A 16,763-nucleotide genomic window follows, 5' to 3' on the forward strand; every position below is an offset into this window, starting at 1 on the left:
AGCTGCGCCGCGTAACCCTCTAGAATGCGCGCCCCTCGACGAATGCCCCTAGCCGTGACCTCCAGATGAATGTGTCCAGCCCTGTCCCTTATGTAACGCAACAGTTGATCTACCTCCTTTATGGCGAGCGCCGGATCTATCAGCTGGAGGCAAAACTCAGCATCCTCACCGCCCTGGCCCGTTGCAAGCCGGCTGAGCTGCCGGTGATCCGCGTGCTTACCGACCAGCCACAGGCTTTTGCCGGCTGGCCGGTGGAAGTGATCGCACTGGACGAGCAGACCTTGCAGGCCTGGGCCGGTGACGGCGGCTACACCCATCGGCGCAAGGCCTGCGCCATTGCCCAGGCCGGGCAGTGGGCGGAAAAGACCGTGTTCATCGATACCGATACGGTATTTCTGCAGTCGCCGCAAAAGCTGTTCAGCCAGGTCGATTCCGGGCAATTCTTGGTCGACGAGGTGGAAATGAGCTGGGCCGAGGCTTCTCGCAGCAGCTATTACCGCTGCTTCATCGAGGGGCTTGTGGAGTCGGGCGAAGCACCGGCCGATGACCTGCGGCTGTGTAACAGCGGTGTGATGGGCTTTACCCGCGACAACGTTGGCATCGCCGAGCGCGCCATTGTCCGGATTGACGACTGGACGCCGTATGCTCGTGACTTGCATACGATCGAGCAGATCGCCTTTTCCTTCGAATTGCACGGCGCGCCGATCAACGAGGCGCGCGGCGTGATCAGCCATTACTTTGCGATGAAGCAGTACGTGCATGCCATTCTAGAAATCTTCTTTGCCCGGCATGGCGAGCATTTTCATTCGAAGATGCCAGGTCTGGCCCTGAAGGTGCCGGCGCATCGCCCGGTGCCCTCTTGGCTGGCGCGGCTCTCGGTGAAATGGAGCCTAAAGCATGTACCCCGGGAGCTGCGTGGCATCGGCCGCAAGTTGCTCTACGGCAGTGTGATGAATGGTGATGACTACCAGCGCGCGTGCAAGGTGGTCTGGTGGCGTTCGGCGGTCGAGGACATGCGCAAGCTGGGCGGCTTCGACTGGAGCCGGGAGTGGCCTGAAGGGCTGCCGCGTCTCGGTCAGCGTGACGAACTGGCGTTCAGCGAAATCGCACGGGCCAGCCTGAAAGTTTCCTGAGCCAGAGCCCGAACCAGGGTGATAGGGTAGAGAGCCGCCTTCAAGGAGCACCCACATGGACCCGATCACCACGCTCGCCACACGCCTGGGTAAGCACCTGTGCCGATTCAATGCGCAGGTGACTACCGCCGAATCCTGCACCGGTGGTGGCATTGCCGAAGCCATCACCCGCATACCTGGCAGCTCGGCCTGGTTCGAAGCCGGTTACGTCACCTATTCCAATGCCCAGAAAACCCGCCAGTTGGGGGTGCCTGAAGCGTTGTTCGGTCAGGTGGGGGCAGTCAGCCAGGAAGTGGTCGAAGCCATGGTCCGTGGGGCTCAGGCCGCCAGTGGCGCACGCTTCGCCGTGGCGGTGAGTGGTGTGGCCGGGCCGGACGGCGGCTCGCCAGCCAAACCAGTGGGCACTGTGTGGCTGGCCTGGGGTGATGGCGACCGGGTGTTCAGCGAACGTCGGCAGTTCGATGGTGACCGCGAGGCGGTGCGCCGACAGACGGTGATCGCCGCGTTAGACGGCTTGTTACAGCTTGGTGCCGAGTAAATCGACGACAGGGGTTTGCGCGGGCGTCTGCCTGTGGAATAATACTGGCTACTTATACAGGTATTCCGGCCGTCAGGGCCAAGTCGAACACGTGAGGATTTCAATGGACGACAACAAGAAGCGCGCCTTGGCTGCGGCCCTGGGTCAGATCGAACGCCAATTCGGTAAAGGCGCGGTCATGCGCATGGGTGACCATGAGCGTCAAGGCATTCCGGCCATCTCCACCGGCTCGCTGGGCTTGGATATCGCACTGGGCATCGGCGGTCTGCCAAAAGGCCGTATCGTCGAGATCTACGGCCCGGAATCGTCGGGTAAGACCACGCTCACCCTGTCTGTCATCGCTGAAGCGCAGAAGAACGGTGCTACCTGCGCCTTCGTCGACGCCGAACATGCCCTTGACCCTGAGTACGCCGGCAAGCTGGGCGTCAACGTCGATGACCTGCTGGTTTCGCAGCCGGATACCGGTGAGCAGGCCCTTGAAATCACCGACATGCTGGTGCGTTCCAACGCGGTCGACGTGATCATTGTCGACTCCGTTGCCGCGCTGGTACCGAAGGCCGAGATCGAAGGCGAAATGGGTGACATGCATGTGGGTCTGCAGGCCCGCCTGATGTCCCAGGCACTGCGCAAGATCACCGGTAACATCAAGAACGCGAACTGCCTGGTCATCTTCATCAACCAGATCCGTATGAAGATCGGTGTGATGTTCGGCAGCCCGGAAACCACTACCGGTGGTAACGCCCTGAAGTTCTATGCTTCGGTCCGTCTGGACATCCGCCGTACCGGCGCGGTCAAGGAAGGTGACGAAGTGGTCGGCAGCGAAACCCGCGTCAAGATCGTCAAGAACAAGGTCTCGCCTCCGTTCCGTCAAGCTGAGTTCCAGATTCTTTACGGGAAAGGTATCTACCGTAACGGCGAGATCATTGATCTGGGGGTATCTCAGGGCTTGGTCGAGAAGTCCGGCGCCTGGTACGCCTACCAAGGCAACAAGATCGGTCAAGGCAAAGCCAACGCTGCCAAGTACCTGGCTGAGAACCCGGCTATTGGTGCCGAGATCGAGAAGCAGATTCGTGAGAAGTTGCTGAAAGCGGGTGCTGCTGCTGAAGCCGGCAAAGCTGCTGCTGCCGAAGCTGATGCCGATGACATGGCTGACGCTGACGCCGGTTATTGATTGCGCAGTAGATAGTCAAATATGTCTGCCGTACTCGACACCCCCGTCGCCATCCGGCGGACAGCCATGGACCTGCTTGCACGACGTGAGCACGGTCGAGTCGAGCTGACGCGCAAGTTGCGTCAGCGCGGCGCTTCGGACGAGTTGATCGAGCCTGAACTCGATCGGCTCGCCGAAGAAGGGCTGCTTAGTGAAGCCCGCTACCTCGAGAGTTTCATTCGTTATCGTTCCGGCTCTGGCTATGGCCCTGCGCGTATTCGCGAAGAGCTGTGTCAGCGTGGTTTGGCGCGTGCAGATATCGACCAGGCCCTGCGTGAAAGCGAGGTAAATTGGGGCGAGCGTATGCGAGACGTGTGGCAGCGCAAGTTTGCCGGGCAGCGCCCGCAAGATCCGCGCAGCCGCGCCCAGCAGACCCGGTTCCTGGCTTACCGTGGGTTCTCTATGGACATGATCGGTCGTCTGCTCAGCGGGCGTGATCTCGACGATTATTGAAGCTCGAAACCACAGTGGCACGTGCCCGTAGCAGATAATCTGTTTTGCCAAATGCCCCAGGCTGTCTCCATTCCATTGTAGGAGCGGGTTCACCCGCGAATGCGGTGGCGGCTGCGACGGTGAATGATCGGGGAAATTGGGCAGCAGGCCCGGCCCTTTCGCGGGTAAACCCGCTCCTACGACGGTCTGCGTACAACAACCGATCGGGTGCAGGACCAGACAGCCTAAGGTTGATCCTGCAGGTATCACGCGAGCTGTTACAGAAAAGCATCAACTCACTTTCAGCGCCTGCCTGGCCCTCTGCGTGGTATGCATGGGTTGTGGCTTGGCCCAGTTCTCCGGCAGGTTGATGAAATCCACCAGCTCACGCAAGCGGCCCTGATCCCGGCCGTTGAAGGCGAATGACAGGCGGGTCAGGTGGCTGTAATTGCCAACTTCGTGCTCGGCGCTGCTATCCGCTTGCTGGTGATATTTGCCACTCAGGCGCAAATCGGCAAACCCTTCCTGAATGTCATACAACGCCGCCTCGCTGAGCGCATGGTGCATGCGGATCACGAACTGGCTCTTCAGCCAGCGGCTGGAGTGGTAGTTGCTGTAGAACTGGTTGATTTCCTCAACCGCCTCGTCAGCGCTGTGTACCAGGCGCACCAGCTTCAGGTCGCTGGGCAGGATGTAGCGGTTTTCTTCCAACTGGCGGCTGATGAAGTCCAGGCAGTCGTGCCAGAAGCTGCCGCCCGGCGAATCCAGCAGCACCACCGGTACCAGTGGGCTCTTGCCGGTCTGGATCAAGGTCAGTACCTCCAGCGCTTCATCCAGGGTGCCGAAGCCGCCAGGGCACAGCACCAGGCCGTCGGCCTCCTTGACGAAGAACAGCTTGCGAATGAAGAAAAAGTGGAACGGTAGTAGTTTGTCGGTACCGTTCACCGTCGGGTTGGCATGTTGTTCGAAGGGTAAGGTGATGTTGAAACCCAGGCTGTGCTCGCTGCCGGCGCCTTCGTGGGCAGCCGCCATGATGCCGCCGCCGGCGCCGGTGATAACCATCAGGTCAGAGCGCGCCAGAGTGGCGCCCAGCTCGCGGGCCAGGGCGTACATTGGATGCTCCAGCGGGGTGCGTGCCGAGCCGAACACGGTCACTTTGCGTCGGCCCTTGTAGCGCTGCAGGGTGCGGAACGACTGGTCCAGTTCGCGTAGGGCCTGCAGGGTGATCTTGACGCTCCAGCGGTCACTGTCGTCATGGGCCATGCGCAGGATGGTCAGCATCATGTCGCGGTAGAGCGGCAGGTTAGGGCTGTTGGGGGCAACCAGTTGCAGTTGTGCTTCGATATTGCTCAGGTCGATATTGTTGTCGCGGAAGTGGCTGAACAGCAGTTCATTCGAATGGTAAGGCATGCGACGTCTCCTTCTGCACCAATACCTCTGACCTCAATCTAGACCCTTGCGCCCGATCGTGCCGAGGTGTTCGGCGCAGCCGCCTGTCGGCCTGCGGCCATCGGCAGCACGGGTTTGGTTAACTGGTAGAGTGAAACGTGTCGATGCAGGAGGTGGCGGTATGCATCGCTTGGTCATCGAAGTGGACTGGCAGCTCTACCAGCAGCTGGAGAACGCGGCCCAGGTGCATCACCTGAGCCTTGAAGCCGAGTGCCGCCGCAGGCTGTCGGGGCTGGAGTGTCGGTCGCGATACTTGCAGGCGCTGTTGGCGGAGATGCGCGCCGATGCCGTTGAAGGGCGCTGGCGCGCTCATGAGGACGAAAAGGCGTAGCGTTGACGCTGTGCTTACTTCTTCTTGTTGCCGGCCACGCAGCTGGCGTTGTCGAAGGCCTGGTCCATGACTGGCTGGTTGGTCTTGTAGACCGTGAAGCGGTAGACCATGACGGCGCCCTTGGACATCAGGTTGCGAAAGCCGTTGTTGCGGCACACGCTGTCGCCGAGCTGGCTGCGCACCTGCTCAGGGTTGGCCTGCATGCGCGCTGCGTGGCTCTGGCGTACGCTCAGATGGTTGACCAGTGCCTTGCCTTCAACGGTGTAACCCTGATCGAGAATGTCCTCGTTGATTGCGCGTGGGGTGCCGACGCTGCTCTCTTTGGCGACCTTCTGCAGCAGGGTGTTCAGGTCGTAATCCTGCTTGGATGCCGCCTGGGCTGCCAGAGGCAGGGCGAGCAGCAGGCTCAGGGCGGGGGCGATAAGGCGCAGCATGAATCTCTCCTGGTTCGATGACTGGCGCTTTGACATGCGCGGGTCAACGGCGTTCCGTAAAATTGCGCGTGGCGAGGACCGGCACGGTAGAAACCCGATTATAAGGAGCGCATTGCCGGCTGCACAGCAATTGCCACCTGTTCTGGTAGACTGGCCGCCTTGTTTTCTCCGAGTCATCCTTGTGCCCATTTTCAATCTGTCCAGAGGCCTGCCGGCATGAGCCATGCGGTAGCGCGTCTGCGCGCCGAACGCCTGGCCCGCAGCAACAAGCCTTTCATCGCCCGTGGCTCGCGTGCCGAGCGTTGCCCGGATTGCCGGGTCATCGCCACCCATTGCCTGTGTGCCTGGAAGCCTAGGGTGCAGGCTGACGCAGGTGTGTGCCTGCTGATGCACGACACCGAGCCGCTGAAACCCACCAACACCGGCTGGTTGATTGCTGACCTGATTGAAGACACCTGGGCCTTCGGCTGGTTGCGTACTGCGGTTGACGAGCGCCTGCTGGCCTTGCTCGATGACCCGCGCTGGCAGCCCTATATCGTTTTTCCGGGCGAGTTCGTTGCCCAGGAGCGGGTGGTCAGCGAGGTGGTGCGTGAGCCGGGCAAGCGTCCATTGTTCATCCTGCTGGATGCCACCTGGACCGAAGCGCGCAAGATGTTCCGCAAAAGCCCGTACCTGGACCGCTTCCCGGTGTTGAGCCTGCAAGCCGAGCAGATGTCGCGCTACCGCCTGCGGCGCTCCAAGCGCGATGATCATTTCTGTACGGCAGAAGTTGCGGCCATGTGCCTGGACCTTGCTGGCGATAGCCAGGCTTCGCAGGCGCTGGATGCCTATCTGGATGTGTTCAGCCTGCATTACCTGAGCGGCAAGCGGCGGCTGCCGCTTGACGAGCAGGACGACACCCACCAGCGTTTGCATACCTTCCTATAGTCCAAGGGGCACAACCCCTGCTTTGGTTCATAATGACGGAGCTGGCAGCCAGGGCGGGCGAGACGGCAGGGCGATTGGCTTGATCACCCTTGACCGTGCTCGGCCTCCTTGGCGCCGATTCCCCGCCGGGCGCTTCCCTTCCACTCGAGTGCCTGGCACAGAACAGGATCCTTAGATCGATGGCCACATACGAAATCCTGATTGCCGATGACCACCCACTGTTCCGTGGCGCCCTGCGCCAGGCCGTTACCCTCGGGCTTGGCTCCGATGTGCGTCTGGTCGAAGTCGCAAGCATTGCCGAACTGGAAACCCGCCTGAGCGAAAAAGCCGACTGGGACCTGGTGCTGCTGGACTTGAACATGCCGGGTGCCTACGGTTTTTCCGGTCTGGTGCTGCTCCGCGGGCAGTACCCGCAGATCCCCGTGGTGATGGTTTCGGCGCAGGAAGAGGCCGCCGTGGTGGTCAAGTCCCGCGAGTTCGGCGCCAGTGGTTTCATTCCCAAGTCCAGCACCCTGGAAGTGATCCAGGATGCGGTGCGCAAGGTGCTTGATGGCGAGGTCTGGTGGCCGCCGCAGGCGTTCGAAAAGGTCGATGTTTCGGCCGAGGCCAAGGCCGCCAGCGAAGGCTTGGCCAGCCTCACGCCGCAGCAGTTCCGCGTACTGACCATGGTCTGCGAAGGCTTGCTGAACAAGCAGATCGCCTATGAGCTGAGCGTGTCGGAAGCGACCATCAAGGCCCACGTGACCGCGATCTTCCGTAAACTGGGCGTGCGTACCCGGACCCAGGCTGCACTGCTGCTGCAACAACTTGAATCGGTTGCCAGCAACTGACTGCGTGTGGCTTCACGCTTTTTTGACCCGAGCCGGTCTAGTCTGCTGGCCTTTCTGCTGTGAAGTGACTCAGATGACATCGCCATTCAAGGGCCAGACCGGCCTCAAACGCATCTTCAACGCCGCTGGCTACTCGCTGGACGGCCTGCGTGCCGCCTTCAAGGGCGAGGCCGCATTCCGCCAGCTGGTGCTGCTCAACGTGCTGCTGATCCCGATCGCCTTCTGGCTGCCGGTCAGCCGCGCCGAGCGGGCCATCATGATCGCCGTCTGCCTGCTGGGGCTGATCGTCGAGCTGTTCAACTCGGCGGTGGAGGCGGCCATCGATCGCATTTCGCTGGAGCGCCACCCGTTGTCGAAAAATGCCAAGGACATGGGCAGCGCCGCACAGCTGGTGGCCCTGACCATGGTGGCGCTGGTGTGGGGTGTGATCCTGCTTTAAGCGATCGGTGGCAGCACGATCTCGTCACTGCGGGTAAAGCCGGCAGTGAAGTTGCGACATAGCTCGAGAAATTCACGCATGGCCGAGGTCTGGTACTTCTGTTTGTGCCAGATGAAGTAGAACTGGCGCAGCAGGTCCAGCTCCGGTGTTTCCACAGGTACCAGGCTGCCACGGCGGAAGGCGTCACGCAGGGCCAGGCGTGAAATGCAACCGATGCCCAGGCCCGACTCCACCGCGCGCTTGATCGCTTCGGTGTGCTCCAGCTCCAGGCGAATATTGAGGTTGGCGCGGTGATGGCGCATGGCCTGGTCGAAGGTCAGGCGCGTGCCTGAGCCTTGTTCGCGCAGGATCCACGCCTCCTGCGAAAGGCTTTCGATATCGGCGCGGCCCAGTTTCGCCAGTGGGTGCTGTGGCGCACAGAACACCACCAGTTCGTCCTCGACCCACGGCTGAACTTCCAGGTCGGGGTGATTGCAGTCACCTTCGATTAGACCCAGATCAATTTCGTAGTGCGCGACCTGTTGCACGATATGCGCAGTATTTTGAACATGCAGTTTTACCTGGCTTTCCGGGTGTGTCTGCATGTAGTTGCCGATCAGCAGGGTGGCCAGGTAGTTGCCGATGGTGAGCGTGGCGCCGACCGCCAGCGAGCCGAAACCGGATTTGCCGTTGAGCAGGTCTTCGATTTCCTTGGCCTGGTCAAGCAGGGCTACTGCTTGTGGCAGCAATTGATGGCCCAGGGCATTGAGGGCCAGGCGTTTGCCGGCACGGTCGAACAGCTGGCAGCTCGATTGCCGCTCCAGTTCCGTGATAGAGGTACTGGCGGCCGACTGCGACAGCGCCAACAGGCTGGCGGCCCGAGAGACGCTTTGGTGCTGGGCGACGGCGACGAAGACTTGCATTTGACGGAGTGTGAATCGCATATCGATATAACCGATAACACATATCTTGATAATCCAGTTAACAGATATTGTCGCTGCCCCTAAACTATTGCGCAACTGTGCGCTTTACGCGCGCGTTTTTCTTCAGGAGCCCCATCGATGAGCAACATGAACCACGAACGTGTCCTCAGTGTGCACCACTGGAACGACACCCTGTTCAGCTTCAAGTGCACCCGCGACCCGGGCCTGCGCTTCGAGAACGGTCAGTTCGTGATGATCGGCCTGCAGCAGGACAACGGCCGTCCGCTCATGCGTGCCTACTCCATCGCTTCGCCAAACTGGGAAGAGCACCTTGAATTCTTCAGCATCAAGGTGCCGGACGGCCCGCTGACCTCGCAGCTGCAGCACCTGAAGGAAGGCGATGAGATCATTATCAGCAAGAAGCCTACCGGCACCCTGGTACTCGACGACCTGAATCCTGGCAAGCACCTGTACCTGCTGAGCACCGGCACTGGCCTGGCGCCGTTCATGAGCGTCATCCAGGACCCGGAAACCTACGAGCGCTTTGAAAAAGTGATCCTGGTGCACGGTGTGCGCTACGTGAACGAAGTGGCCTACCGCGAGTTCATCACCGAGCACCTGCCGCAGAACGAGTTCTTCGGTGAGTCGGTTCGCGACAAGCTGATCTACTACCCGACCGTGACCCGCGAGCCGTTCGAAAACCAGGGCCGTCTGACCGACCTGATGCGCAGCGGCAAGCTGTTCAGCGACATCGGCCTGCCGCCGATCAACCCGCAAGACGACCGCGCGATGATCTGCGGCAGCCCGAGCATGCTCGACGAGACCAGCGAAGTGCTGGACAGCTTCGGCCTGAAGATCTCCCCGCGCATGCGCGAGCCGGGTGACTACCTGATCGAGCGTGCCTTCGTCGAGAAGTAAGGCGCAGGCGGATAGAGGAAGGCGACCTTCGGGTCGCCTTTCTTATGCCTGGGATTTGTGCATTGCCTGTTCTGGCCCTTTCGCGGGTAAACCCGCTCCTACGGGGGGCGTGCAATTCTCGAGACATGCGCTGCACCTGTAGGAGCGGGCTTGCCCGCGAAAGGGCCGGTGCAGGCGACCCCCGATCTATTCGACCCGCGTCTCGCCGCTGTACACCAGGATTTCCCGGCACCGCTTGCACAGGTATCGCCGCCCTTGGTGCACCAGCTTGTGCCGCTGCGCGGTAAACGGGAAGTCGCTTTGCGGGCACGGGCAGCGGTAGATGTAGCGGGTCACTGCGCGCCGTTGCACGTCATAGTTGTGGCAACGATTGGGCGGCAGTTCATACACCCCGCGCATGATCAACTGCCACTCTTCACCATGGGCCTGGATGCGGTCGCCAAACAGCTGGTGGGCAACCAGGTGTGCCACTTCATGGGCCACGGTCTGGCGCAGGAAGTCTTCCTGGTTTTCGCGGTAGAGCTGCAGGTTGAAGCGCAGCAGATTCTCGTGCAGGTGGGCGACGCCGGCTTTTTGCCCGCGCAGTTTGAAGCTGACTTCGGGGCGCGGGAAGCGGCGTTTGAAAAAGGCTTCGGCTTGCTGGTAACAGGTTTCGACGCGTTGTTTGAGCTGCTCGGGCATGGCGGGGCGGTTCTCCTGACCAGGCATTATGCCGCAAGCGCAGGTGGCTTGCCGAGTCACCGGTCAGCGCACAGCCAGAGGCCGCCTTGCGGCGGCCCCTGGTTGATGCCCCAGTGTTGGTTCGGTCTGTTCTAGTTGGTGTAGACGGGCCCCACGCCCAGTCCCCAGATAATCACGGTAGCGGCCATGATAGCCACCAGTACCACCAAGCCCACTGCCAGCACCGAGCTGGAGAACAGGAAGCCTTCATCCGACGGTATGTTCATGAACGTCGGCAAGCCGACATACAGCAGGTACACCGTGTAGCAGATGGCGGCAGTGCCGATCAGCATGCCCAGCCACAGGTGCGGGTAGAGCGCCGCCAGGCCGCCGATGAACAAGGGGGTGGCGGTGTAGGTGGCAAAAGCGATGCATTGCGCCATGGACGGGTTGGCATCGTAGGTGCGGGCCATCCAGTGGATGAACGCGCCCATTACCGCCACCCCGGCGAGCATGGCCAGGTAGGACATGATGCTCATCCAGATTGCGCTTTCCATGGTCAGCATCACTGCTGGCCTGTCACCGATCACCCAGCCCACCTGGGTAGTGCCGATAAACGCCGAAACGGCCGGAATCGCCGCGAGGATCAGGGTGTGTGTCAGGTACATGTGGCTGATGGTTTCTTCTTCGCCACGAATCTCCCGCCATTCCTGATCGGGATGGGTAAACAGCCCCACAACGTGATGAATCATGCCGATCACTCCTCTCAATGTTGCCAAACGCCCCCCAATATGGAGCGTAAGCGGCCCGAGGCCCTAACACCGATGCAAGCGGTAATGTGGCCTTATGTCGCAGTATAGGAAGCCGTTACCTACATAAACCGCGCTTTTTAGAGCAAATTGCGCTGTAAGCCGTGCTGTTGATTACAATGAAGTCTTTATCGGAATGCCTACAGCGGCGTCGCGTTTGTGCGTAAAATAGCCGGCTTTTGTCACACCTCGCGGATCCAAGCGCTATGGGCACCCTCTCGGTCAACCAGAACAAACTGCAAAAACGCCTGCGTCGTCTCGCTGGCGAAGCCATCACCGACTACAACATGATCGAGGATGGCGACAAGGTCATGGTCTGCCTGTCCGGCGGCAAGGACAGCTACACCATGCTCGACGTTCTGTTGCACCTGCAGAAGGTGGCACCGATCACGTTCGAGATCGTTGCGGTGAACATGGACCAGAAACAGCCGGGCTTCCCTGAGCACGTATTGCCGGCTTACCTCAAGGAACTGGGGGTCGAGTACCACATCGTCGAGAAGGATACGTACTCGGTGGTAAAGGAACTGGTACCCGAAGGCAAGACGACTTGCTCGCTGTGTTCGCGCCTGCGCCGCGGTACCCTGTACACCTTCGCTGACGAAATCGGCGCTACCAAGATGGCGCTGGGACACCACCGCGACGACATCGTCGAAACCTTCTTCCTCAACATGTTCTTCAACGGCGCGCTCAAGGGCATGCCGCCGAAGCTGCGCGCCGACGATGGCCGCAACGTGGTGATCCGCCCGCTGGCCTACTGCAGCGAGAAGGACATCCAGGCCTACTCGGACATGAAGGAATTTCCGATCATCCCGTGCAACCTGTGCGGCTCGCAGGAAAACCTGCAGCGTCAGGTGGTCAAGGACATGCTGGTGGAGTGGGAACGCAAGCACCCGGGCCGTACCGAGAGCATCTTCCGTGCCCTGCAGAACGTGGCACCGTCGCAGCTGGCCGACCGGAACCTGTTTGACTTCACCAGCCTGAAGATCGACGAAAACGCTACCCCGCGTTTCCTCGACGTGCTGAACATCTGAGCCCATGCGCGATTACCAGTGGTTGCATGAGTACTGCCTGAACCGCTTTGGTTCGGCCCAGGCGCTGGAGGCTTTCCTGCCGCAGCCGCGCACGCCGGCGCAACTGCGTGACATCAGTGACGACCGCTACCTGTCGACACTGGCCCTGCGCGTGTTCCGCGCGGGGCTCAAGCACAGCCTGGTGGATGCCAAGTGGCCGGCGTTCGAGCAGGTGTTCTTTGGCTTCGACCCGGAGAAAGTGGTGCTGATGGGCGCCGAGCATCTGGAGCGGTTGATGCAGGATGAGCGCATTATCCGCCACCTGGGCAAGCTCAAGAGCGTGCCGCGCAATGCGCAAATGTTGCTGGATATCGCCAAGGTGCATGGCAGTTTTGGAGCATTCATCGCCGACTGGCCAGTGACCGACATTGTCGGCTTGTGGAAGTACCTGGCCAAGCACGGCAACCAGTTGGGCGGGTTGTCGGCGCCACGGTTCTTGCGCATGGTCGGCAAAGACACGTTCATCCCGACCGATGACATGGCAGCGGCGTTGATTGCGCAGAAGGTGATCGACAAGCAGCCCACCAGCCAGCGCGACCTGGCTCTGGTGCAGCAGGCGTTCAACCAGTGGCATGCAGAGAGCGGGCGGCCGCTGTGCCAGTTGTCGGTGATGCTGGCGCATACCGTCAACCATTGAGTCTTGTGTTGCTTCCATTCGCGGGCACGCCCGCTCCCACAGGTACCGAACAGGCCTTGAGTGCGGTGCGATTCCTGTGGCAGCGGGCATGCCCGCGAAAAATCTAACTGCCTTCGCCCGCCATGCGCCGCTCATGCTGGAACTTCCAGCGCACGTACAGTAACCCGGCAATGAACAGCCCCAGGCTCACTAGCACTTCAAGCCAGCCGAATACCGCCCGCGCAGGGTCGAACGCCGCCAGCACGCCCTTGATGAAATAGATATTCACCACGAAGCAGGTCCAGGCATGCGCCCGGGCGCTGCCTTTCAGCATGCCTGGCAGCAGCAACAGCAACGGCACCAGCTCGATCGCCAGGATCACCTCGACCCTGGCCCCATGCAGGTTGGCGAACCACAGGTTGTTTACCACCAGCAGGGCGATCAGGCCGAAGAAGCATGCCAGGCTCAATACCCGCGTCAGGCGCAGGCGTGGTACCAGCCATTGGAGCGGCGGCAATGCCTTGGGCTTTCTAGCCACGCGCCGCCTCCAGGGCCTTGGCCGTGGTCGCCAGGCGTTGGCCCAGGGCGCGGCACAGGGTGATTTCGTGTGGGTCGAGTTCGCGCTTGCCATCGGCGCCTGCGTGGTGGCTGGCGCCATAAGGCGTGCCGCCACCACGGGTCTCGAGCAGTGCCGACTCGCTGTAGGGCAGGCCCATCACCAGCATGCCGTGGTGCATCAACGGCAGCATCATCGACAGCAGGGTGGTTTCCTGGCCGCCGTGCAGGCTGGCGGTGGAGGTGAACACGCCAGCCGGCTTGCCGACCAGCTCACCACCTAGCCAAAGGCTGCTGGTGCCATCGAGGAAATACTTGAGTGGCGCTGCCATGTTGCCGAACCGGGTCGGGCTGCCCAGTACCAGGCCAGCGCAGTGGCGCAGGTCATCAAGGGTGGCGTACAGCGCGCCACTGGCCGGAATATCCGGGGCCACCGCTTCGCATTCGGTGGAAATAGCCGGCACCGTGCGCAGACGCGCCTCCATGCCGGCCAGCTCGATACCGCGGGCGATGTGCCGGGCCATTTCGCTGGTCGCGCCATGGCGGCTGTAATACAGCACCAGGATGTAGGGCGCGCTCACGGCAGGATCTCCAGCACCTTTTCCGGCGGACGACCGACCACGGCCTTGTCACCGGCAACCAGGATCGGCCGCTCGATCAGTTTGGGGTGCTGGGCCATGGCCTCGATCAGTTGCGCGTCGGTCAGTGCCGGGTCGGCCAGGTTCAGCGCTTTGTATTCGTCCTCGCCGCTGCGCAGCAACTGACGCGGGGCGATGCCCAGCTTGCCGAGCAGGGCCTTGAGGGTGTCCGCGTCGGGCGGGGTTTCCAGGTAGCGCACGATGGTCGGGGCCAGGCCGCGGGCTTCGAGCAGTTCCAGGGCGCCGCGGGATTTCGAGCAGCGCGGGTTATGATAGAGCGTGAGATCAGTCATGTCGGGTCGCATCCAGCTGGGTGTGGCGGCTATTCTAACCGCAGCGACTGACCAATTTGCTTTAAAACTCGAGAAGGATTGACCCATGGCAAGGCGTCTGGCAGCAGTACTGGCCATCACCGCGAGCCTGTTGCTCGGTGGTTGCGGTGCCGATTACGGCGTGGACCAACACGGTAATACGGTTAAGGCCGAACAGATCGAAGGGCACTGGCTGGTGCTCAACTACTGGGCTGAATGGTGCGGACCGTGCCGTACCGAAATCCCGGAACTGAACGCGGCGGCCAAGCAATGGGCGGCTGATGGCGTCAAGGTGGTGGGGGTGAACTTCGATGGCCTGCAGGGGCAGGACCTGAAGCAGGCTGCCGAAACCCTGGGTATCGGTTTCACCGTGCTTGCCCAGGACCCGGCCGAGCGCTATGACCTGCCGCGCAGCGAGGCGTTGCCGGTGACCTACATCATCGACGACAAGGGCAAGGTGCGTGAGCAGTTGATGGGCGAGCAGACCCTGGAAGGGTTGCAGGCCAAGATCAAGGCCCTGAAAGGCGCCTGATGCATTCGGGGCCGCTTTCGCGGCCCTTCGCGGGCAGGCCCGCTCCCACAGGGGGGACGCGACAAACTGTGGGAGCGGGCGCGCCCGCGAAGGGCCGCAAAGCGGCCCCGGCAATCCTCAGCCTTCCTCGGGCCAGAAGCGCAGCGGCTTGCCTTCGGCTGGCCAGAAGCGCATCTGCCCCACCGGTGACACATCCCAACGCTCTACTGTTTCCAGCGCCTGCAGGAAGCGTTTTTCCTGTTCCATCAGCGCGGGTGCGCACAGCTTGCGGGTCCTGCCGACCTTGCCGAAGCTCAGGTGCTCGCCATCGAGCGTGTAAGGCGCAAACCAGTGGTTGCAGCCGCCGTTGCCATAGGCTCGGCCGTCGCTGGCCAGGGTCAAGGTCAGGTGGCTGTAGTCGATCAGTGGTCGTTCACCAATCCACTCCAGCACGTAGCTGCGTTCCTGCTGCAGCCTGGAAGGTTCCGTGGCGCAGCCGAGCAGGCCGGTTGCAATCAGCACGCCGGTCAGCAGATTCTTCACTCGGCGCTCTCCTGGCAACGCGGGCACAGGTGTTTTTCGCCACGGCTGGCCCAGCCCAGCTCTGCGATACGGGCGCTGGCAGCCGGTTGACGAGCTGCCTTGCCGAGCTTGGCGTCTACTGCGAACTCGAAGCCCAGCACCGCATCGCAGCGATCGCACTCGACCTGCCAAGTGAGGATTTCCAGCTCGTTGAACACCGGGCCGCTCGCCACAGCCACCCACTGGCCGCGTGGGTTGATCAGGTGGCGCACGCTTTCCACGGTCAGTCGCATGGACAAATCCTTGCTGCCCTTGAGCGTGACCAGCAGGCTGTCGCCTTTTTGCATCGAACCGCCGTTGCCCGTGACCTGATAGCGGCCCGGCACCAAAGCGCGGCACTCGATCAGGGTGTGTTGCGGGTTGAAAAGGGTGTAGCGAAAATCGTGTTCGACCATGGGTCCTCCAGAAATGCCGCGTATCCTAGCATTAACCCATCACCAGGTTCTGTGGATTGCCTGCCGCCCAGCGGTTGATGTTGTCCAGTGTGGTTGCGGCAATGGCATCCAGCGCCTCGCGGGTGAGGAAAGCCTGGTGAGCGGTGATGATCACGTTGGGGAAGGTCAGCAGCCGAGCCAGCACATCGTCTTGCAAGGGCAGGTCAGAGCGGTCCTCGAAGAACAGTTGGGCTTCTTCCTCGTAGACGTCCAGGCCCAGGTAGCCAAGCTGGCCGCTTTTCAGTGCGTCGATCAGCGCCGGTGTGTCGACCAGCGCACCGCGACCGGTGTTGATCAGCATGGCGCCGGGCTGCAACTGGGCCAGGCTTTGCGCGTTGATCAGGTGGCGAGTGTGCTCGGTCAGTGGGCAGTGCAGGCTGATGATGCGGGCTTCGCGCAACAGCTCGGGCAGGGGCATATAGCGGGCGCCAAGGGCCAGCAGCTCTGGGTTGGGGTAGGGGTCGTACGCCAGTAGCTGGCAGCCGAAACCGGCCATGATGCGAGCGAAGGCGGCCCCGATCTGGCCGGTACCGACCACCCCGACGGTTTTGCCGTGCAGGTCGAAGCCGGTCAGCCCGTGCAGGGTGAAGTCACCTTCGCGGGTGCGGTTATAGGCCCGATGCAGGCGCCGGTTGAGTGCCAGGATGAGCGCCACGGCGTGCTCGGCAACGGCGTGTGGCGAGTAGGCCGGCACCCGCACCACGGCCAGCCCCAAGCGCTGTGCGGCGGCCAGGTCGACGTGGTTGTAGCCGGCCGAGCGCAGGGCGATCAACCGCGTGCCGGCTGCAGCCAGGCGCTGCAGCACCGGCGCGTCGAGTTCGTCATTGATGAAGGCGCAGACCACCTCAAAGCCATCTGCCAGGGCGGCGGTGTCGAGGGTCAGGCGGGCGGGCTGGAAATGCAGCTCCAAGGGGGTGCCGCTGGCAGCCTTGGTGAAGCTTTCCTGATCGTAGTGCTGGCTGCTGAACAACAGGGCGCGCATGGTCGAACTCCTTTGCAATGCATGTCTTGGGTGGGTAGCTGCCTGTCAAGGC

The 16,763-nt window shown here is 61.7% G+C and carries 23 protein-coding genes; 12 read left to right on the forward strand and 11 right to left on the reverse strand.

Translation table 11 applies throughout. The features are described from left to right. The first annotated feature begins 65 nt into the window (after positions 1–65). The 4 genes from ACF8FG_RS16900 (at position 66) to recX (ending at position 3,334) form a co-directional block, all read left to right on the forward strand. Positions 66–1,133, forward strand: coding sequence for a hypothetical protein (locus tag ACF8FG_RS16900; protein WP_318078857.1), 1,068 nt, complete (start codon positions 66–68; stop codon positions 1,131–1,133). Positions 1,134–1,188: 55 nt separating this feature from the next. After that, the gene (locus ACF8FG_RS16905; RefSeq protein ID WP_241791782.1) at positions 1,189–1,671 is read left to right on the forward strand and encodes a CinA family protein; all 483 of its coding nucleotides are present in this window, start codon (positions 1,189–1,191) and stop codon (positions 1,669–1,671) included. 103 nt (positions 1,672–1,774) lie between these two features. Continuing rightward, entirely contained in the window at positions 1,775–2,842 is a 1,068-nt protein-coding gene (recA, locus tag ACF8FG_RS16910) for a recombinase RecA (RefSeq protein ID WP_003252365.1), read from the forward strand. Positions 2,843–2,863: 21 nt separating this feature from the next. Further along, positions 2,864–3,334 (forward strand): recombination regulator RecX, encoded by a 471-nt coding sequence (gene recX, locus ACF8FG_RS16915; protein ID WP_241791783.1) that lies wholly within the window; start codon positions 2,864–2,866, stop codon positions 3,332–3,334. 270 nt (positions 3,335–3,604) lie between these two features. On the opposite strand, the gene ACF8FG_RS16920 is transcribed toward recX, so the two are convergent. Next, positions 3,605–4,723 (reverse strand): LOG family protein, encoded by a 1,119-nt coding sequence (locus ACF8FG_RS16920; protein ID WP_318078858.1) that lies wholly within the window; start codon positions 4,721–4,723, stop codon positions 3,605–3,607. A 160-nt stretch (positions 4,724–4,883) separates the two neighbouring features. Here ACF8FG_RS16920 and ACF8FG_RS16925 point away from each other — a divergent pair, with 160 nt between their 5' ends. Next, a complete protein-coding gene (locus ACF8FG_RS16925) occupies positions 4,884–5,093 on the forward strand; it encodes a hypothetical protein (RefSeq protein WP_012053470.1) in 210 nt (69 codons plus the stop codon). Between the two features lie 14 nt (positions 5,094–5,107). Here ACF8FG_RS16925 and ACF8FG_RS16930 read toward each other — a convergent pair whose 3' ends face one another. Then, positions 5,108–5,527: a quorum-sensing-regulated virulence factor family protein gene (locus ACF8FG_RS16930; protein ID WP_003252372.1), complete on the reverse strand. Its 420-nt coding sequence runs from the start codon at positions 5,525–5,527 to the stop codon at positions 5,108–5,110. A 216-nt stretch (positions 5,528–5,743) separates the two neighbouring features. On the opposite strand from ACF8FG_RS16930, the gene ACF8FG_RS16935 reads away from it, so the two are divergent. The 3 genes from ACF8FG_RS16935 (at position 5,744) to ACF8FG_RS16945 (ending at position 7,723) form a co-directional block, all read left to right on the forward strand. Then, positions 5,744–6,454, forward strand: coding sequence for a tRNA-uridine aminocarboxypropyltransferase (locus ACF8FG_RS16935; RefSeq protein ID WP_004574842.1), 711 nt, complete (start codon positions 5,744–5,746; stop codon positions 6,452–6,454). Between the two features lie 179 nt (positions 6,455–6,633). Beyond that, complete coding sequence (gene erdR / locus ACF8FG_RS16940; protein ID WP_010952699.1) at positions 6,634–7,284, forward strand: response regulator transcription factor ErdR; 651 nt, start codon at positions 6,634–6,636, stop codon at positions 7,282–7,284. 73 nt (positions 7,285–7,357) lie between these two features. Then, positions 7,358–7,723, forward strand: coding sequence for a diacylglycerol kinase (locus ACF8FG_RS16945; protein WP_010952700.1), 366 nt, complete (start codon positions 7,358–7,360; stop codon positions 7,721–7,723). On the opposite strand, the gene finR is transcribed toward ACF8FG_RS16945, so the two are convergent. After that, positions 7,720–8,646, reverse strand: coding sequence for a LysR family transcriptional regulator FinR (gene finR, locus ACF8FG_RS16950; RefSeq protein WP_003252379.1), 927 nt, complete (start codon positions 8,644–8,646; stop codon positions 7,720–7,722). The genes ACF8FG_RS16945 and finR overlap by 4 nt on opposite strands. A 117-nt stretch (positions 8,647–8,763) precedes the next feature. On the opposite strand from finR, the gene fpr reads away from it, so the two are divergent. After that, positions 8,764–9,543, forward strand: coding sequence for a ferredoxin-NADP reductase (fpr, locus tag ACF8FG_RS16955; protein WP_003252381.1), 780 nt, complete (start codon positions 8,764–8,766; stop codon positions 9,541–9,543). 186 nt (positions 9,544–9,729) lie between these two features. Here the strand turns inward: fpr and ACF8FG_RS16960 are convergent, their stop codons facing one another. Then, positions 9,730–10,224, reverse strand: coding sequence for a SprT family zinc-dependent metalloprotease (locus tag ACF8FG_RS16960; RefSeq protein WP_003252383.1), 495 nt, complete (start codon positions 10,222–10,224; stop codon positions 9,730–9,732). 131 nt (positions 10,225–10,355) lie between these two features. Further along, positions 10,356–10,955: a Yip1 family protein gene (locus ACF8FG_RS16965; RefSeq protein ID WP_003252385.1), complete on the reverse strand. Its 600-nt coding sequence runs from the start codon at positions 10,953–10,955 to the stop codon at positions 10,356–10,358. A gap of 263 nt (positions 10,956–11,218) precedes the next feature. Between ACF8FG_RS16965 and ttcA the strand changes: the two genes are divergently transcribed. Continuing rightward, the gene (ttcA, locus tag ACF8FG_RS16970) at positions 11,219–12,043 is read left to right on the forward strand and encodes a tRNA 2-thiocytidine(32) synthetase TtcA (protein ID WP_014592121.1); all 825 of its coding nucleotides are present in this window, start codon (positions 11,219–11,221) and stop codon (positions 12,041–12,043) included. A gap of 4 nt (positions 12,044–12,047) precedes the next feature. Then, positions 12,048–12,719: a DNA-3-methyladenine glycosylase I gene (locus tag ACF8FG_RS16975; protein WP_014592120.1), complete on the forward strand. Its 672-nt coding sequence runs from the start codon at positions 12,048–12,050 to the stop codon at positions 12,717–12,719. A 103-nt stretch (positions 12,720–12,822) separates the two neighbouring features. Here the strand turns inward: ACF8FG_RS16975 and ACF8FG_RS16980 are convergent, their stop codons facing one another. From ACF8FG_RS16980 to arsC, 3 genes are read right to left on the reverse strand one after another with little or no spacing between them, the layout of a single operon-like run. Next, on the reverse strand, positions 12,823–13,236 hold the full coding sequence (locus ACF8FG_RS16980; protein ID WP_076403634.1) for a DUF2069 domain-containing protein: 414 nt from the start codon (positions 13,234–13,236) through the stop codon (positions 12,823–12,825). Continuing rightward, on the reverse strand, positions 13,229–13,834 hold the full coding sequence (gene wrbA / locus ACF8FG_RS16985) for an NAD(P)H:quinone oxidoreductase (RefSeq protein WP_014592118.1): 606 nt from the start codon (positions 13,832–13,834) through the stop codon (positions 13,229–13,231). Before wrbA ends, ACF8FG_RS16980 begins: the two co-directional genes overlap by 8 nt. After that, positions 13,831–14,184 (reverse strand): arsenate reductase (glutaredoxin), encoded by a 354-nt coding sequence (gene arsC, locus ACF8FG_RS16990; protein ID WP_014592117.1) that lies wholly within the window; start codon positions 14,182–14,184, stop codon positions 13,831–13,833. The genes wrbA and arsC overlap by 4 nt, the downstream gene beginning before the upstream one ends. An 85-nt stretch (positions 14,185–14,269) precedes the next feature. Between arsC and ACF8FG_RS16995 the strand changes: the two genes are divergently transcribed. Next, on the forward strand, positions 14,270–14,734 hold the full coding sequence (locus ACF8FG_RS16995; protein ID WP_010952706.1) for a peroxiredoxin family protein: 465 nt from the start codon (positions 14,270–14,272) through the stop codon (positions 14,732–14,734). A gap of 117 nt (positions 14,735–14,851) precedes the next feature. Here ACF8FG_RS16995 and ACF8FG_RS17000 read toward each other — a convergent pair whose 3' ends face one another. From ACF8FG_RS17000 to ACF8FG_RS17010, 3 genes are read right to left on the reverse strand one after another with little or no spacing between them, the layout of a single operon-like run. Further along, positions 14,852–15,256 carry an META domain-containing protein gene (locus ACF8FG_RS17000; RefSeq protein WP_318078163.1) on the reverse strand — a complete coding sequence of 135 codons (405 nt, stop codon included), beginning with the start codon at positions 15,254–15,256 and terminating at the stop codon, positions 14,852–14,854. Beyond that, positions 15,253–15,690 (reverse strand): hypothetical protein, encoded by a 438-nt coding sequence (locus ACF8FG_RS17005; protein ID WP_014592115.1) that lies wholly within the window; start codon positions 15,688–15,690, stop codon positions 15,253–15,255. The genes ACF8FG_RS17000 and ACF8FG_RS17005 overlap by 4 nt, the downstream gene beginning before the upstream one ends. A 31-nt stretch (positions 15,691–15,721) precedes the next feature. Beyond that, entirely contained in the window at positions 15,722–16,711 is a 990-nt protein-coding gene (locus tag ACF8FG_RS17010) for a 2-hydroxyacid dehydrogenase (protein ID WP_070384244.1), read from the reverse strand. Positions 16,712–16,763 lie beyond the last annotated feature (52 nt).

The organism is Pseudomonas sp. YQ_6, assembly GCF_043103245.1.
GTDB lineage: Bacteria > Pseudomonadota > Gammaproteobacteria > Pseudomonadales > Pseudomonadaceae > Aquipseudomonas > Aquipseudomonas alloputida.

Excerpts from the sequence above, each read along its gene's own strand:
- ACF8FG_RS16925 (WP_012053470.1), top strand. The coding sequence starts at position 4,884 with ATGCATCGCTTGGTCATCGAAGTGGACTGGCAGCTCTACCAGCAGCTG.
- ACF8FG_RS16935 (WP_004574842.1), top strand. The coding sequence starts at position 5,744 with ATGAGCCATGCGGTAGCGCGTCTGCGCGCCGAACGCCTGGCCCGCAGC.
- fpr (WP_003252381.1), top strand. The coding sequence starts at position 8,764 with ATGAGCAACATGAACCACGAACGTGTCCTCAGTGTGCACCACTGGAAC.
- ACF8FG_RS16920 (WP_318078858.1), bottom strand. The coding sequence starts at position 4,723 with ATGCCTTACCATTCGAATGAACTGCTGTTCAGCCACTTCCGCGACAAC.
- recX (WP_241791783.1), top strand. The coding sequence starts at position 2,864 with ATGTCTGCCGTACTCGACACCCCCGTCGCCATCCGGCGGACAGCCATG.
- ACF8FG_RS17005 (WP_014592115.1), bottom strand. The coding sequence starts at position 15,690 with ATGGTCGAACACGATTTTCGCTACACCCTTTTCAACCCGCAACACACC.
- erdR (WP_010952699.1), top strand. The coding sequence starts at position 6,634 with ATGGCCACATACGAAATCCTGATTGCCGATGACCACCCACTGTTCCGT.
- ACF8FG_RS17010 (WP_070384244.1), bottom strand. The coding sequence starts at position 16,711 with ATGCGCGCCCTGTTGTTCAGCAGCCAGCACTACGATCAGGAAAGCTTC.
- ACF8FG_RS16960 (WP_003252383.1), bottom strand. The coding sequence starts at position 10,224 with ATGCCCGAGCAGCTCAAACAACGCGTCGAAACCTGTTACCAGCAAGCC.
- ACF8FG_RS16930 (WP_003252372.1), bottom strand. The coding sequence starts at position 5,527 with ATGCTGCGCCTTATCGCCCCCGCCCTGAGCCTGCTGCTCGCCCTGCCT.
- ACF8FG_RS16975 (WP_014592120.1), top strand. The coding sequence starts at position 12,048 with ATGCGCGATTACCAGTGGTTGCATGAGTACTGCCTGAACCGCTTTGGT.
- arsC (WP_014592117.1), bottom strand. The coding sequence starts at position 14,184 with ATGACTGATCTCACGCTCTATCATAACCCGCGCTGCTCGAAATCCCGC.
- recA (WP_003252365.1), top strand. The coding sequence starts at position 1,775 with ATGGACGACAACAAGAAGCGCGCCTTGGCTGCGGCCCTGGGTCAGATC.
- ACF8FG_RS16900 (WP_318078857.1), top strand. The coding sequence starts at position 66 with ATGAATGTGTCCAGCCCTGTCCCTTATGTAACGCAACAGTTGATCTAC.
- ACF8FG_RS16965 (WP_003252385.1), bottom strand. The coding sequence starts at position 10,955 with ATGATTCATCACGTTGTGGGGCTGTTTACCCATCCCGATCAGGAATGG.
- ttcA (WP_014592121.1), top strand. The coding sequence starts at position 11,219 with ATGGGCACCCTCTCGGTCAACCAGAACAAACTGCAAAAACGCCTGCGT.
- ACF8FG_RS16995 (WP_010952706.1), top strand. The coding sequence starts at position 14,270 with ATGGCAAGGCGTCTGGCAGCAGTACTGGCCATCACCGCGAGCCTGTTG.
- finR (WP_003252379.1), bottom strand. The coding sequence starts at position 8,646 with ATGCGATTCACACTCCGTCAAATGCAAGTCTTCGTCGCCGTCGCCCAG.
- ACF8FG_RS16945 (WP_010952700.1), top strand. The coding sequence starts at position 7,358 with ATGACATCGCCATTCAAGGGCCAGACCGGCCTCAAACGCATCTTCAAC.
- ACF8FG_RS16905 (WP_241791782.1), top strand. The coding sequence starts at position 1,189 with ATGGACCCGATCACCACGCTCGCCACACGCCTGGGTAAGCACCTGTGC.